Origin of the sequence: Ornithinimicrobium flavum (assembly GCF_004526345.1) — a bacterium.
Taxonomy (GTDB): Bacteria; Actinomycetota; Actinomycetes; order Actinomycetales; family Dermatophilaceae; genus Ornithinicoccus; species Ornithinicoccus flavus.
Genome location: NZ_CP038213.1, coordinates 684,749 through 700,064 on the forward strand (window position 1 = coordinate 684,749; position 15,316 = coordinate 700,064).

7 protein-coding genes, 1 tRNA gene and 3 pseudogenes are annotated in these 15,316 nt (G+C 72.7%); 7 read left to right on the top strand and 4 right to left on the bottom strand.

The window, feature by feature from the left end; genetic code table 11:
* Positions 1 to 465 precede the first annotated feature (465 nt).
* Together E3Z34_RS03215 and E3Z34_RS03220 are read left to right on the top strand one after the other, a co-directional pair.
* Entirely contained in the window at positions 466 to 2,850 is a 2,385-nt protein-coding gene (locus tag E3Z34_RS03215; RefSeq protein WP_134772442.1) for an HNH endonuclease signature motif containing protein, read from the top strand.
* A gap of 137 nt (positions 2,851 to 2,987) precedes the next feature.
* Positions 2,988 to 3,491: a MarR family winged helix-turn-helix transcriptional regulator gene (locus tag E3Z34_RS03220; RefSeq protein WP_134772443.1), complete on the top strand. Its 504-nt coding sequence runs from the start codon at positions 2,988 to 2,990 to the stop codon at positions 3,489 to 3,491.
* A 16-nt stretch (positions 3,492 to 3,507) separates the two neighbouring features.
* On the opposite strand, the gene E3Z34_RS03225 is transcribed toward E3Z34_RS03220, so the two are convergent.
* Together E3Z34_RS03225 and E3Z34_RS03230 are read right to left on the bottom strand one after the other, a co-directional pair.
* Positions 3,508 to 3,586: transfer RNA gene (locus E3Z34_RS03225), tRNA-Gln, on the bottom strand.
* A 33-nt stretch (positions 3,587 to 3,619) separates the two neighbouring features.
* Entirely contained in the window at positions 3,620 to 4,228 is a 609-nt protein-coding gene (locus tag E3Z34_RS03230; protein WP_194092448.1) for a TetR/AcrR family transcriptional regulator, read from the bottom strand.
* Positions 4,229 to 4,417: 189 nt separating this feature from the next.
* Between E3Z34_RS03230 and glmU the strand changes: the two are divergent.
* From glmU to pth, 4 genes and pseudogenes are all read left to right on the top strand, one after another.
* Positions 4,418 to 5,870: pseudogene (gene glmU, locus E3Z34_RS03235) on the top strand (bifunctional UDP-N-acetylglucosamine diphosphorylase/glucosamine-1-phosphate N-acetyltransferase GlmU).
* A pseudogene (locus E3Z34_RS03240) lies at positions 5,870 to 6,858 on the top strand (ribose-phosphate diphosphokinase). Before glmU ends, E3Z34_RS03240 begins: the two co-directional pseudogenes overlap by 1 nt.
* Before the next feature lie 255 nt (positions 6,859 to 7,113).
* Positions 7,114 to 7,803, top strand: a complete 690-nt coding sequence (locus tag E3Z34_RS03245) for a 50S ribosomal protein L25/general stress protein Ctc (RefSeq protein ID WP_134772445.1) — start codon at positions 7,114 to 7,116, stop codon at positions 7,801 to 7,803.
* A 99-nt stretch (positions 7,804 to 7,902) separates the two neighbouring features.
* Positions 7,903 to 8,502, top strand: a complete 600-nt coding sequence (gene pth, locus E3Z34_RS03250) for an aminoacyl-tRNA hydrolase (RefSeq protein ID WP_134772446.1) — start codon at positions 7,903 to 7,905, stop codon at positions 8,500 to 8,502.
* Positions 8,503 to 8,564: 62 nt separating this feature from the next.
* On the opposite strand, the gene E3Z34_RS03255 is transcribed toward pth, so the two are convergent.
* Both E3Z34_RS03255 and E3Z34_RS17935 read right to left on the bottom strand, forming a co-directional pair.
* Positions 8,565 to 9,284 carry a PspA/IM30 family protein gene (locus tag E3Z34_RS03255; protein WP_134772447.1) on the bottom strand — a complete coding sequence of 240 codons (720 nt, stop codon included), beginning with the start codon at positions 9,282 to 9,284 and terminating at the stop codon, positions 8,565 to 8,567.
* Between the two features lie 111 nt (positions 9,285 to 9,395).
* On the bottom strand, positions 9,396 to 11,528 hold the full coding sequence (locus E3Z34_RS17935; protein ID WP_134772448.1) for a TPM domain-containing protein: 2,133 nt from the start codon (positions 11,526 to 11,528) through the stop codon (positions 9,396 to 9,398).
* A gap of 173 nt (positions 11,529 to 11,701) precedes the next feature.
* Here E3Z34_RS17935 and mfd point away from each other — a divergent pair.
* Positions 11,702 to 15,294 (top strand): annotated as a pseudogene (gene mfd, locus E3Z34_RS03265) (transcription-repair coupling factor).
* Positions 15,295 to 15,316 lie beyond the last annotated feature (22 nt).

Consider the following 15,316-nt stretch of genomic DNA (forward strand, 5'->3'; position numbering starts at 1 on the left):
CCCCGAACTGTGCGGCCCTCTCCACCTCCCCTCTCCGAACTGTGCGGCCCTCTCCACCTCCCCTCTCCGAACTGTGCGGCCCTCTCCACCTCCACCTCCACCTCCACCTCCACCTCCACCTCCACCTCCACCTCTTCCGTCCTCCCGGGCGCCGTCGTCCGTCACCTCCCGGATTCTCTCCGGCATCCTTGGCATTCGGACCTGTCATTCATACATGTGTCTGATGACTGTTGACGGATCTCGAACATGTGTAGTATTATCGCAGTGTCAGCACCACCGTTGGGGAATGAGCGGGTGCGACCGACCACCAGGGGGGTGACGAGGGTGAAGAAGGACCACGGTGCCGATCAGGCTTCAGGCGCGTCAGCCTCGCCGAGCACGTCGGCTCTCACCCACGCCTCGGGTCGCACTCGTGAGGATCTGCTCCAGGCACTGGCCGCGGCTGGTCTGGACGACGGGGCCGCGGTGGCGTTCGCGGACGCTGCGCTGGTCCTGGGCGCAGCGTCGCGGGGTCGCGCCATCGGGGAGCTGCCTCTCGCCTCCGCCGCACCCTCCGCCCGGTCCGCCCAGGAGGCGGGGACCCTGCCGCAGCCGGGTGCGGCGCCGCGGTCGGTGGAGTCGCACCGGCACGCGGCCGAGGTGGCGTTGCGGGCGGTGGAGGCGATCACCGTGTGTCAGGGCCGGTTGGACGCCGCGCTGGTGGTCGCGACAGCGGCCCAGGCCACGAGCACTGGGGCGATGCTGCTCCGGGAGAAGGACCTGGCCGGCCCCGACGAGCTGTCGCGCACGGCCCGGGACCGCTGGCGTTCCATGACCAAGCGGCGGACCCGCGGGGAGGTCGCCCCCGCGACCGGGTGGACGCCGGGCGAGAGCGCGCACCTGATCGGGTTGGCGACCGCGCCGGTGTCGTTCTCGGGTCCGGTGGTGGGGCAGATGGGCCGCGGGCAGCTTCCGTGGCGGTTGGCCCGGGCGTTGTGGAGAGCCTGCGAGGGCATGGACGCCACCGATGCCGCCCATGTCGCGCACGTGATGTGCGCCGACGACCAGGACACCTGCGTCCCCGAGCGGCTGGAGCCGGACGGGCGGGTCACCGCAGCGCCGTGGAGCCACCGTGCCTTCTGGTCCGCGCTGGACCGTGAGGTCGCCAAGCTGCGGACCGCCGACGACAGTCCGGATGCCGCGGACGCCAGGGCGGCACGCGAGGCTGCGTTCCAGGCCCGGTGCGTGATCGCCAAGGCCGGGGAGGACGGGATGGGGTCGCTCACCGTGCTGATGCCCGTGCTCTGGGTGGCGGCGATCAAGGACCGTCTCGACGGAGCGGCCCAGGCGGCACGGGCCGCGGGAGACGAGCGCACTCGTCAGCAGCTCGAGGCTGACATCGCCCGTGTGCTGCTGGCGCACGCGGCCCTCGGCGTCGGCGACCTGGCCATCCCTGAGCTCCCGGACGGTGAGGAAGTCACCGCTGACGACCTCGCCCGGACGGGGTGGAGCCCCGAGCTGATCAACGCCATGTCCGGTCTTCCACCGGCGGTGCTGCAGGTCGTGGTGCCCCTGCTGGCCCTTCACGACCCCGGGCAGGCGCAGACCCTGCCGACCGTCGGGCGCCCGGGCGCCCGCCCGACCTCCGAGGCGACCCTCGCGGACGACAACAACCACACCGGCCAGGACGGGTGTCCGTCATGCCTGCCAAGCAGACGTATGCATCCCGCCGAGGGGCTGGTCGATGGCGGGGCTGGAGAGATGGGACGGACGGGGGAGATGGGGCAGACGGGGGAGAGCTCTGCCGTGAGGGCGCCCTCACCGCTGGCCGATCCACCGGCCGGCCCACCACCGGAGCAGCGCCGGTTGTGGGTCGGAGAGCTCCTGGGCGCCTTCTCCTCCTTCCTCTCGCCCGCGCAGATCCGTGAGCTGGCCCTCTCGCCAGGGACCACCATGGCCAGACTGCTGGTCGATCCAGCGGACGGACGGTGCGTGGAGCGATCGCGAGCGACCTACCTGATGGATGCGGCGATGCGGACTCAGCTCCTGGCCGCGGACGTGACCTGCCGAGCCCCGGGATGTCTGCACCAGGGTGCCCGGTGCCAGATCGACCACGTCCACGAGCACTCCCTCGGGGGACCGACCAGCGAGGCCAACGCACAGCTGCTGCACACGGGTCACCATGAGCCGAAGACGACCAAGGCGTGGGACGCGCACCTCTCCGCCAACCGGGACGTCACCTGGACCTCCCTGCTGGGGCGGGTGTATCGGACCCGGGTGTGGGACTACCGCCGCTACGTGACGGTCCTGACCGACGCCGTCGACGCGGTCAGCGCTGCCCCGGCCGAGGACTTCCTCGACGTGCTGAACCAGGAGATCTACCTGGCCCTGACCTTCCGCGATCTGGGCGACAGGCTCAACACCGGCGATGACGACCTTGAGCCGGACCTCGCACGGTTCGGCGGGTGGGGCCTGGTGGGTCTCACCCACACCGATCCGGCCACCGGCAGACGTGCCCCCGGACCGTCTGCCGCTGCTGCCGCCGACGCCATGGCCCGCTGGGCCACGGCTGGTCCGCCCAGGCCCGGTGAACAGGCCGTCCCCGGTGCGCTCCAGGCCCGCTCGGGGCGAGGGGTCGCCGGTCCTGACGACCCTCAGCCCCAGGGCGACGAGGGCCCCGTGTCCGACCCGGAGGGCCGACCCGAGTATGGCCAGGGCGAGGCGTGCCCGGAGCCCGGGCACGACCACCCGAGCAGGGTCGGACCCTACGACTACCACCGCATCAGCCCGCCGCCCAGGACCACCCGGAGCGACTGGGCCCGGCGCATCGCCGAGCTGCACGCACAGGGCCGACCCTGCCCACCCTTCTGAGGCGGCACGACCTGCCCACCCTTCTGAGGCGGCACGACCTGCCCGCCCTCCTGAGGCGACACGACCTGCCCGCCGGCGCCGGCCCGTTCGCCGGCCAGTTCTGTCGTCGTCGAGATACGGACCGCTAGTCTCGCGGTATGGGCAGCACCGGGACCGCCGACGACGTCGACGGGGTGGTCGCTGCGTGGCGCCGGGAGCGCCCCGACCTGGACGTCTCGCCGTTGGAGGTCCTCTCCCGCGTCTCGCGCCTGGCCCGGCACCTCGACCTCGCCCGGAGGGCGGCGTTCGCCGAGCACGGGCTCGAGCAGTGGGAGTTCGACGTGCTCTCGGCGCTGCGCCGCTCCGGGGAGCCCTATCAGCTGACCCCCGGGGACCTGCTGCGCGAGACCCTGGTGACCAGCGGGACCATGACCAACCGCCTCGACCGGCTGGCCGCTCGCGGCCTGCTGAGCCGGCACGCCTCACCGCACGACCGTCGGGCCGTCCTCGTCACGCTCACCCCGCAGGGGCGGGAGCTGGCCGACCGGGCGCTCGTCGCGCTGCTCAAGGGGGAGCGGGAGCTGCTGGCCGGCCTCTCGGACGCCGAGCGCGACAGCCTGGCCGCCTTCCTGAAGCGGTTGCTCGTCGACTTCGAGGCGTGAGGCGGTCCGCGCCGAGCTCCCCGGGTAGGAATCGAACCTACGTCGCTAATCCTGATTCAAAGTCAGGCGGCCCCTGCCAGCAGAGCAACCGGGGAACGTGCCGAGGCACCCCGACAGCCTAACCGGGCTCAGCCCTTGCCCTGGGTGCGCAAGGTCGGCCTGGCCTCCATCCCGGCGAGGCCGTTCCACGCCAGGTTGACCAGGTGCGCGGCGACGTCCTCCTTCTTCATCCGCCGCGAGTCCAGCCACCACCCACCGGGGATGGCGACCATCCCGACCAGCATCTGGGCGTAGAGGGGCGCGGTCTTGGGGTCCAGCCGGCGCCGCTTGAACTCGGCGGCGAGGATGTGCTCGACCTGGCTGGCGATGTCGCTGATGAGCGAGGCGAAGGATCCGGTCGACTGCCCGGGCGGGCTGTCGCGCACGAGGATCCGGAAGCCGTCGGTCGAGGTCTCGATGTAGTCGAGGAACGCGGTCGCCGCCGCCTCGAGCAGCGCCCGTGCGTTGCCCTCGTGCGAGGTGAGTGCGGTGGTGATCAGACCCAGCAGGGCCTGGATCTCACGGTCGACCACGACGGCGTACAACCCCTCCTTGCCGCCGAAGTGCTCGTAGATCACGGGCTTGGACACGCCCGCGGTGGCCGCGATCTCCTCCACGCTCGTGCCCTCGAAGCCCTTCTCGGCGAACAGCGCCCGGCCCACCTCCACGAGCTGCTGCCGTCGCTGGGGGCCGGTCATCCGGTTGCGTGGGGTCGGCTTCGCCGTGGAGGAGGTCACACCGTCCATCATGCCAACCCCCGGGTATGCCGCCGCTCACGGCTCACGGTCCGGCCCTCGGGAGCGCCGGGGGCCGGAGGTAGAGTCTGGGGCGTGACGACCCACCACCCCGCCGCCGTCATCATCCTTGCCGCCGGACAGGGCACGCGGATGAGGAGCAGACTCCCGATAGGTCCTCCACCGCATCGGCGGACGCAGTCTGGTGGGCCACGCGATGGCCGCCGCCCGCGAGGTGGGCGCCGAGCACACCGTCGTCGTCGTGCGGCACGAGCGACCTCGTCGCGGCTCACGTCGCCGAGGTCGACGCCTCCGTGACGATCGCCGACCAGGACGAGGTCCCCGGCACCGGTCGCGCGTGCGAGTGCGGCCTGGACGCCCTGCCCGCCGACCTCACCGGCACCGTCCTGGTGACCATGGGCGACGTTCCCCTGCTGTCCGGCGAGACCCTGGCGGACCTCACCCGCGTGCACGAGGAGAGCGGGGCGGCCGTCACCCTGCTCAGCGCCGTCGTCGACGACGCCGGAGCTACGCCGCGTGGTGCGGGACGCCGCGGGCGAGGTGCTGCAGATCATGGAGTTCAAGGACGCCCGGGCCGCGCGGGAGGAGGGCGGGGAGCTCGCCCACGTCGTCGACATCACGGAGTACAACTCGGGGATCTACGCCTTCGACGTCCAGGTGCTGCGTCGGGCGCTGCAGCAGGTGGACGTGCAGAACGCCCAGGGCAGGAAGTCGAGAAGTACCTCACCGACGTGGTCCGGATCGCCCGCGAGGAGGGCCGGGGCGTGGTGGCCCACCCGCTGGACGACCTCGTGCAGACCGAGGGGGTCAACGACAAGGTGCAGCTCGCCGCGCTCGGCCGGGTGCTGAACCAGCGGGTGGTCGAGCACCACATGCGGCAGGGCGTCATCGTGGTCGACCCCGCGACGACCTGGATCGACGTGGACGTCACCATCGGCCAGGACACGGTGATCCGGCCGGGCACCCAGCTCCTGGGGGCCACGACCGTCGGGGAGGACGCCGTCGTCGGGCCCGACACCACGCTGACCGACACCGAGGTGGGTGACGGCGCCACCGTCGTGCGCACCCAGGCCGAGCACGCCGTGGTGGGTGCCAGGGCCAGCGTGGGGCCGTTCTCCTACCTGCGCCCCGGGACCGTCCTGGGCGAGGGCGGCAAGATCGGCGGCTTCGTCGAGACCAAGAACGCCCAGATCGGGGCGAATGCCAAGGTGCCGCACCTGACCTACTGCGGGGACGCCACGGTGGGGGAGGGCGCCAACATCGCGCGGGGGGACCATCTTCGCCAACTACGACGGCGTGGCCAAGCACCATACCCACGTGGGGCGGCACAGCTTCGTCGGCTCCGACTCGGTCCTCATCGCCCCGGTCGACATCGCCGACGGGGCCTACGTCGCCGCGGGGTCGGCGGTCGAGGGGCACGTCGAGCCGGGCCAGATCGCCGTCGCCCGCGGGGCGCCAGCGCAACATCGACGGGTGGGTGGAGCGGCGCCGTGCCGGCACCAGGACCGCCGAAGCAGCCGAGGCCGCTCGTGCGGCCGGGACGAGGCACGTCGAGGACACCACCACCCCCATCGAGGAGAGCTGATGACCGGCATCAACCGGACCACGGAGAAGAACCTCATGGTCTTCTCCGGCCGCGCCCACCCTGAGCTCGCCGAGGAGGTGGTGGCCGACCTCGGCACCCACCTGGTCCCAACGCAGGCTTACGCCTTCGCCAACAGCGAGACGTACGTCCGCTACGACGAGAGCGTGCGCGGGTGCGACGCCTTCGTCATCCAGAGCCATGTGGCGCCGGTGAACGAATGGATCATGGAGCACCTGATCATGGTCGACGCGCTCAAGCGCGGCTCGGCCAAGCGGATCACGGTGGTGCTCCCCTTCTACGGCTACGCCCGTCAGGACAAGAAGCACCGCGGCCGCGAGCCCATCTCGGCCAGGCTGGTCGCCGACCTGTTCAAGACCGCGGGCGCGGACCGGCTCCTCGCCGTCGACCTGCACACCGCGCAGATCCAGGGCTTCTTCGACGGCCCGGTCGACCACCTGATGGCCACGCCGATCCTCACGGACTACGTGCGGGGCAAGTATGGCGAGGAGCCGCTGGCCGTCGTCTCGCCGGACGCCGGACGCATCAAGGTGGCCGAGTGGTGGAGCAACAAGCTCGGTGGGGTGCCGCTGGCCTTCATCCACAAGACCCGGGACATCGAGCGCCCCAACGAGTCGGTCGCCAACCGCGTCGTCGGGGAGGTCGAGGGTCGGCTGTGCATCCTCGTCGACGACATGATCGACTCCGGCGGCACGATCTGCCACGCCGCGGACGCGTTGATGGAGGAGGGGGCGAAGGGCGTGGTCATCGCGGCCACCCACCCGATCTTCTCCGGCCGGCCGTGCAGCGTCTCCGGGACTCCGTCGCCCAGGAGGTCGTCGTCACCAACACGCTCCCGCTGTCGTCGGAGGCGCAGGCGCTGGACAAGATCACCCAGCTCTCCATCGCGCCGCTCATCAGCCGGGCCATCCGTGAGGTCTTCGAGGACGGGTCGGTGACCTCGATGTTCGAGCGCGAGGGGCGCGCCTGACGGGCGGGCGGCGCCCACCAGGACATCGCCGCCGGGATCACGACCTCCGCGCACGATTTCACCCGTCCCCGCGACGGACGCTAGACTTCCGTGGTTGCCTCGGCGAGGGACGTCGCACGACGTCCGTCATCGACGAAGCGTGTCTCTGACGGCTGTGACCCTGATGAGCGCCTCCGCGATGACGCCACCGTGCCGCGTCCCGCGTCGAGGCCCCACCGACCAGTGACCGCATACCCCCGACCAGAAGGCTGACCCATGTCTGATGAGCTGAAGATCTCCGCCGAGAAGCGCACCGAGTTCGGCAAGGGCGCCGCCCGCCGCATCCGTCGCGCGGACAAGGTGCCCGCCGTCCTGTACGGCCACGGCACCGACCCGGTCCACCTGTCCCTGCCCGGCCACGAGACCCTGCTGGCCCTGCGTCACACCAACGCGGTCCTGAGCCTGGACGTCGAGGGTGAGCAGCAGCTGGCCCTGGCCAAGGACGTCCAGCGCGACCCGATCAAGCGCACGATCGAGCACGTCGACCTGGTCATCGTCCGCAAGGGTGAGAAGGTCGTCGTCGACGTCGCCGTCCACGTGGAGGGCGAGGCCGCCCCCGAGACCGTCGTCACCACCGACCACTCCGAGCTCACCGTCGAGGCCGAGGCCACGCACATCCCGGAGAGCCTCATCGTCTCGGTCGAGGGTCTGGAGGCCGGCACCCAGATCCTGGCCGGCCAGGTCGAGCTGCCCGAGGGCGTCACCCTGGTCACCGACGCCGAGGCTCTCGTCGTCAACGTCACCCAGGCCATCTCCGAGGAGGCCCTGGAGGCCGAGCTCGCCGAGGCCGAGGCCGAGGTCGGCATCGAGACCGACGAGCCGGAGTCCGAGGGTGACGCCGAGGCACCTGCCGAGGGTGAGGCCGCCGCCGAGTCCGGTGACGGCGAGGCCGCCGACCAGGCGTGAGCCGCTGACGCGATCCCCGCACCACCGACGCGGCCGTGCCGGCCCGGGACTGTCCCGCCGGCACGGCCGCGTCGTTCCCCCGAGCCACCTGGAGCACCCATGAGCACCGCACCCTGGTTGGTCGTGGGGCTGGGCAACCCCGGCCCGCGCTACGAGGGCAACCGCCACAACATCGGCGCGATGGCGGTCGCCGAGCTGGCACGCCGCGCCGGCTCGACCCTGCGCGAGCACAAGGCGGCTCGCGCCTGGGCCGCCGAGGTCCGGCTCGGGACGTCGCCGGGCGGGCTGCCCGGCCCGCGCGCCGTCCTGGCGCGCCCCCGGACCTACATGAACGTCTCGGGCGGGCCCGTGAGCGGCCTGATGAAGTTCTACAAGGTCCCTCCCGAGCAGCTCGTCGTCGTCCACGACGAGCTCGACATCGACTTCGGCGTCCTGCGGCTCAAGCGGGGCGGCGGTGAGGGCGGGCACAACGGGCTGCGCTCGATCAGCCAGTCGCTGGGCAGCAAGGACTACCTCCGGGTGCGGCTGGGCATCGGCCGGCCGCCGGGGCGGCAGGACCCCGCCGACTACGTGCTGGCCGACTTCCCCTCCCGCGACCAGGTGGAGGTCGACCTGCTGGTGGGGGAGGGGGCGGACGCCGTCGAGGACCTCGTCCACGTCGGGCTGGAGGCCGCCCAGCAGCGCTTCCACGCCCGCTGACGTCACCCTCCCCGCGCGGGGCCGGGTGGCGCGCCGTGAGGCCCGCCACCCGGTGAGGCAGGTCAGCCCTGCTGGCCCTTGAGCTGCTGCAGCCGCGCCTCGATCTCCGCGTCGGCGCTGTGGTCGTCCAGCTCGGCGAACTGGTCCTCCAGGCTGGTGGAGCGGGCCTCGGCGCGCCCGGCGACCATCGCCTCCTGCTTGCGGATCTGGTCCTCCCAGCGGGAGAGGTCGCTCGTGGGGTCCATGACGTCGATGGAGGCCATGGCGTCCTGGACCTTGTTCTGCGCCTCGACGCTGCGGGCGCGGGCCACGAGGGTGCCCCGTCGCGACTTGAGGTCCTCCAGCTTGGTCTTCATCGTGGTCAGACCGGCCTTGAGCTGCTCGACGGTCTCGTTCTGCTGGGAGATCGTCGGCTCGGCCCGGCTGATCTCGCCCTCGTGCTGGATCTGCCGGCTGAGCGCGACCCGCGCCAGGCTGTCGAACTTGTAGGCGCCGTCCGGGTCGCCGGAGGCCCTCATCTGCTCCGCCTTCTCCGAGGCCGCGGCGGCCTTGCGGCCCCACTCCGCGACGGCCTCACGGTCGGTCTGCAGGTCGGCCTCGGCCATCCGCACGTTGGCGATGGTCTGGGCCACCGCCTCCTCCGCCTCGGCGATGGAGTTGGTGTAGTCGCGGATCAGCTGGTCCAGCATCTTCTCCGGGTCCTCGGCACGGTCCAGCAGCGCGTTGACGTTGGCGCGCGCGAGCTGGCTGATGCGACCGAGGATGGTCTGCTTCTGGGTCATGATCGATCCTTTCGTCGTCCCTGATCGGGTCTGTGGGTGTCCGGGTATGCGGTGGTCGGGGCTGCTGTCGTGAGCCTGCGCCGGTGTCCGGGTATGCGGTGGGTCGTCGGCTCAGAACCGACCGCCGGAGAAGTTGCCGCCCCCGCCGCCTCCGCCGAAGCTGCCGCCACCGAAGCTCCCTCCGCCGAAACCGCCTCCGCCGAAGCCGCCGCCCCCGCCCCAGCCGCCGGAGTGGTGGTGGCCGCCGCCCCGCCCGCCGCCCAGCAGGATGCCGCCGAGGATGACCGACCACGGGTCGATCCCGCCGGACCGCGGGCCGCCGTAGGGGGAGCCGGGGCCGCCGGAGCCGCCCCAGGAGCTGAGGTCGTTCTGAGCCTCGGTCAGCGCCTGCTCGCCGAGCTGCTCGGCGCGGGTGAGCAGCGCCATCGCGTTGGCCGGGTCGCTCTCGGCCAGGGACTGGGCCTGGTCGAAGAGGCGCAGGGCCTCGGACATGCGGGTGCGGGCCCCGCTGTTCACGGCACCGCGGCGGGTGGCGATCGTCTGGTTGATGCTCTGCAGCCGGGCGCCGACCCGGCTCACCCGCTGCGTGAAGTTCTCCCGCATCTTGCGCGTGTGGGCCTCGCTCTCGCGCATGGGCGCCAGCAGCGTGTCGAGGTCGTGCTCGGCGGCGTCGAGGTCGGCGAGCGCCCGCAGGGGGTCTCCGCTGGTCCGCGAGGACCGGGCGCGGTCGATGGCCTCCCGGGCGCGCTGGGCGGCCTCGGCGACGAGCGGCTCCCGGGGTGCCAGACGCTGGACGTCCTGCAGGTCCGAGCTCAGCGACGCCACGCGGGCACTGATCTCCTCGGCGGAGTTGCGCAGGTCGTCGTCGGCCCGGGCGATCTGGTCCAGCAGGACCACCGCCTGCCCGAGGGCCTCCTCGGCGGCCCGCGCGGCAGCCACGGCGGAGGCCCGGTCGTCCCGCTGCAGCGACTGCCGCCCGGCGTTGATGAAGCCGTCGGCGGACTGCACGAGGTTGGTGGCCTGGCTGTGGTGGTCACGCACCGTGCGCAGCGCCTCGGCGGGGTAGCGCGCCGCCAGTCCGCTCACCTCCTGCTCGGCCACCGGCAGCCGCTCGCGCGTCTCCCGCGCGCGCGCCTCCAGCTCGTCGAGGAACTGCGGTGCGCGGTCCTGCAGCGAGCGGAGCGTCGCGAACTCCTGGGTGTGCTCGTCCAGGGCCCGGCGCGAGACGGTGGTGAGCTCGATGATCCGCGCGAGCATGCTGCGCTCGACGTCCTCGGGCTCCTTGCGGTCGTCGTCCAGCTGCTGCCGCAGCGAGAAGGCCTCCTGGGCCGAGGTGCGGGCGCTCGCCAGCGCCTTGCGGAACGGCTCGGTGCGCTGGGTGCCGAACTGCGCCTCGGCGAAGGCCAGCTCCTCCTCGGCGGACCGAACGGCGTTGTCCATCCCGACCAGCGACTCCGCGGCCTGGCGCTGCAGGTCCTGCAGGCTCACGCCGCGCGCCTCCGGCGGGACGGGTGCGCCCCCGGAGGGACGCCGCTGCTGCTTCGAGCGCCGGCTACCGGCGACGGCGCCCACCCCGCCGATGACCAGGGGCAGCAGGAAGAGGAGGGGGAAGCCGCCCCCCAGGCCGCCGGAGGAGTCGTTGCGCACCGGGCCCTGCTCGTACTCCGGGGGTACGTAACCCCCCGACCCGTCGGAGCTGCCGGACCCCGAGCCTCCGGAGGAGTACTCCCGGGCCAGGCCCGCGACCATCCCCTCCACCGCACCCGGCCAGTCGTCCTCGGCCAGGGCGGGGCGGACGTCCTCGAGCTGGATGACCTGCAGCGACTCGGCGCTCAGCGTGGCCCCGACGTCTCCCAGGCCGTAGCGCCGCTGATCCACGGCCACGGCCAGCACGATGTCGCCCGGCCCCATGCCGGAGACCTCGGAGGCCTCCTGGGCCCACGCCTCGCCGTCCATGGCGGCGCCGGAGCTGTCGGTGAACTCCTCGACGAAGGCGACGTAGAGGGCCAGGCCGGTCTCCTCCATCAGCCCGTCGATCTGCTCCTGGGCCTGGGCCTCCTCCGCGTCGCTCAGCGCGTCGGCCGGGTCGTAGATCTGACCGGGCAGGTCCAGCGGCTCCTCGGCAGCGGCCGGGGCGGCGCCGGCGAGCGCGAGGCCGGCGGCGACGAGCACGGCATACCTGGCACGCGCCCGCGGCGGACGCCGACGGGAGCGGTCACGGGCCTGCACGGTGGTATCCCTCACGGGTTCGATCCTCCCTGACCTGGGTCTGCGGCGCCACCGGGTCCGGCCGGCGCCCCCGGGGCCAGCATGGCACGACCGCCCCGCACCACCTGCGACGAGCCGGGGCACCCCGGCGTTCCCCCTAGACTGGGTGCTCGCAATTCGCCCCAGCACATCGCCGCGAAGGACCCCCCATGTCTCTGTCCCCCGTCGTCGACGTGCTGCGCGCGGACCCGGCCGTCCAGCGGGTGCTCGACGCAGCCGCGGAGGGTCGGCCGGCGGTGGACGTCTCCGCCGCGGCCGGGACGCACCCGGCCCTGGTGGCCGCCCTGGCCGGCGCCGACCGCGCGCCCCTGCTGGCCGTCACCGCCACCGGCCGCGAGGCCGACGACCTGGTGGCCGCGCTGGGTGGCCTGCTGAAGGACGGTGCGGACGTGGTCGCCGGGTTCCCGTCCTGGGAGACGCTGCCGCACGAGCGGCTCAGTCCCCGCTCCGACACCGTCGGTCGACGGCTCGCGACCCTGCGCCGCCTGGCCCACCCGGACCCCTCCGACCCCGCGACCGGACCGGTGCGGGTCGTGGTCGCTAGCGTCCGGGCGCTGCTGCAGCCCGTGGTCCGGGGCCTGGGGGACCTGGAGCCGGTGCGTCTGCGCGCCGGCGAGGACCGGGCGCTCCCCGAGGTGGCCGAGGCCCTCGTGGGTGCGGCCTACTCGCGTGTCGACATGGTGGAGAAGCGGGGGGAGTTCGCGGTCCGCGGCGGGATCCTGGACGTCTTCCCGCCCACGGAGGAGCACCCCGTGCGCGTGGAGTTCTGGGGGGACACGGTCGAGGAGGTCCGCTGGTTCAAGGTCGCCGACCAGCGCAGCCTCGAGATCGCGCAGCACGGCCTCTACGCGCCGCCGTGCCGGGAGGTGCTGCTCACCGAGGACGTCCGTGCCCGCGCGGCCGAGCTGCTCGACGTGCTGCCGGGGGCCGCGGACATCCTGGGCAGGGTCGCCGAGGGCATCGCCGTGGAGGGTATGGAGTCGCTCGCGCCCGCCCTGGTCGACGGGATGGAGACGCTCGTCGACGTCCTGCCGCCGAGCTCCCGCGTCGTCGTGCTGGACCCGGAGCGGGTGCGCACGCGGGCCCACGACCTGGTGACGACGAGCGAGGAGTTCCTCCAGGCCGGGTGGGCGGCCGCCGCGGGCGGCGGAGCCAGCGTCCCCATCGACCTGCAGCAGGTGCTGGGCACCGCCTCGTCCTGGTCGCTCGCGGACATGCGCACGCACACCCTGGGCAGCGGCCACCCGTGGTGGGCACTGACCGCGTTCACCGCCGACGAGGAGCTGGCCGAGCCGGACGACGAGGTCAGCACCCTGGTGGTGCCCTCCACGCCGGTGGCCGCCTACCGCAGCGACGCCGAGGCCCTGGTCACCGACCTCCGCGCCTGGGCGGGGGAGGGACGACCGGTCGTCCTCGCGCTGGACGGCCACGGCCTGGCCCGCCGCGTCGGCGAGGTGCTCGGCGAGCACGACGTGCCCCACCGGCTCGTCGAGGAGCTGACGGACGCGGACCTGCCGACCGACCTGGTCACCGTCACGACCGGGCGGGTGGGCCGCGGCTTCCTCCTGGGTGAGGGCGGTCTCGTCCTGGTGGGGGAGACCGACCTCACGGGCCAGCAGTCGTCCGGGGGCTCGACCAAGGACATGCGGAAGATGCCCTCGCGCCGCCGCCAGCAGGTGGACCCGCTCCAGCTGCGTCCCGGGGACTTCGTCGTCCACGAGCAGCACGGCGTGGGCCGGTTCGTCGAGATGGCCCAGCGCACCGTCCAGGGCGCCACCCGGGAGTACGTCGTGCTGGAGTACGCGAGCTCCAAGCCGCGGGGGCACGGCATACCCGACCGGCTCTTCCTGCCCACCGACCAGCTGGACCAGCTGACGAAGTACGTCGGCGGCGAGGCGCCCTCGCTGCACCGCCTGGGCGGCTCTGACTGGCAGAAGACCAAGGCGCGCGCCCGCAAGCACGTCAAGCAGATCGCCGGCGAGCTCATCCGGCTCTACTCCGCCCGCCAGGCGACGCAGGGGCACGCCTTCGGCCCGGACACCCCCTGGCAGCGCGAGCTCGAGGACGCCTTCGCCTTCGCCGAGACCCCCGACCAGCTCTCGAGCATCGAGGAGGTCAAGGCCGACATGGAGAAGACAGTCCCGATGGACCGGCTGATCAGCGGCGACGTCGGCTACGGCAAGACCGAGATCGCGGTGCGGGCCGCCTTCAAGGCGATCCAGGACGGCAAGCAGGTGGCGGTCCTCGTGCCGACGACCCTGCTGGTCCAGCAGCACCTCGAGACCTTCTCCGAGCGCTACGCCCAGTTCCCCGTCGTGGTGCGGGCCCTGTCCCGCTTCCAGAGCGACAAGGAGGCCCGGTCGATCATCGCCGGGCTCGCCGACGGCTCGGTGGACCTGGTCATCGGCACGCACCGGCTGCTCAGCTCCACGGTCCGCTTCAAGGACCTGGGGCTGGTCGTCGTCGACGAGGAGCAGCGCTTCGGCGTCGAGCACAAGGAGCAGCTCAAGGCCCTGCGCACGAACGTCGACGTGCTCTCGATGTCCGCGACCCCGATCCCGCGCACCCTGGAGATGGCCATCACGGGCATCCGCGAGATGTCGACGCTGGCCACGCCGCCGGAGGAGCGGCACCCCGTGCTGACCTTCGTCGGCGGCTACGACGAGAAGCAGATCGCCGCGGCGGTGCGGCGCGAGCTGCTGCGCGAGGGTCAGGTCTTCTACATCCACAACAAGGTCTCCTCGATCGAGAAGGCCGCCTCCCGGCTGCGCGAGCTCGTGCCGGAGGCGCGGATCGAGACGGCGCACGGGCAGATGGGCGAGCACAAGCTGGAGCAGGTCGTCGTCGACTTCTGGGAGCGGCGCTTCGACGTGCTCGTCTGCACCACCATCGTCGAGACCGGCCTGGACATCTCCAACGCCAACACCCTCATCGTCGAGCGGGCCGACACCCTCGGCCTGTCCCAGCTGCACCAGCTCCGCGGCCGGGTGGGCCGGGGACGCGAGCGGGCCTACGCCTACTTCCTCTACCCCCCGGAGAAGCCGCTCACCGAGACCGCGGTCGACCGGCTGCAGACGATCGCGGCCAACACCGACCTGGGCTCGGGCATCGCCGTGGCGATGAAGGACCTGGAGATCCGCGGCGCCGGCAACCTGCTGGGCGGCGAGCAGTCCGGGCACATCGAGGGGGTCGGCTTCGACCTCTACGTCCGGCTGGTCGGTGAGGCGGTGGCGGCGTTCAAGGGGGACGTGCAGGAGCCGCCGGCCGAGGTGAAGATCGAGCTGCCCGTCGACGCCCACCTCCCGCACGACTACGTCCCGGGCGAGCGGCTGCGGCTGGAGGCCTACCGCAAGCTCGCCCAGGTCGCCGACGAGGCGGAGCTGGAGCAGATCCGCGGGAGCTCGTGGACCGCTACGGCGCACCTCCGCCGGCGGTGGAGACCCTCCTCCAGGTCGCCCGGCTGCGCACCGTGGCCCGGGCCGCGGGGATCACCGACATCGGCGTGCAGGGTCAGATGGTGCGCTTCGCCCCGGTCGAGAACCTGCGGGAGTCCCAGCAGCTGCGGCTCACCCGGGTCTACCGGGGCACGATCATCAAGCCCGCCCTGCGCCAGATCCTCGTGCCGATGCCCAAGACCGCGCCGGTGGGGGGCAGGCCGCTGCGGGACAAGGACATCCTCGACTGGGCCGGGCAGCTGGTGCAGACCGTCCTGCTGGACGACTACGCGAGCGCGAAGGCCTGACCGCGCGCCTGTCCCGGAGCCG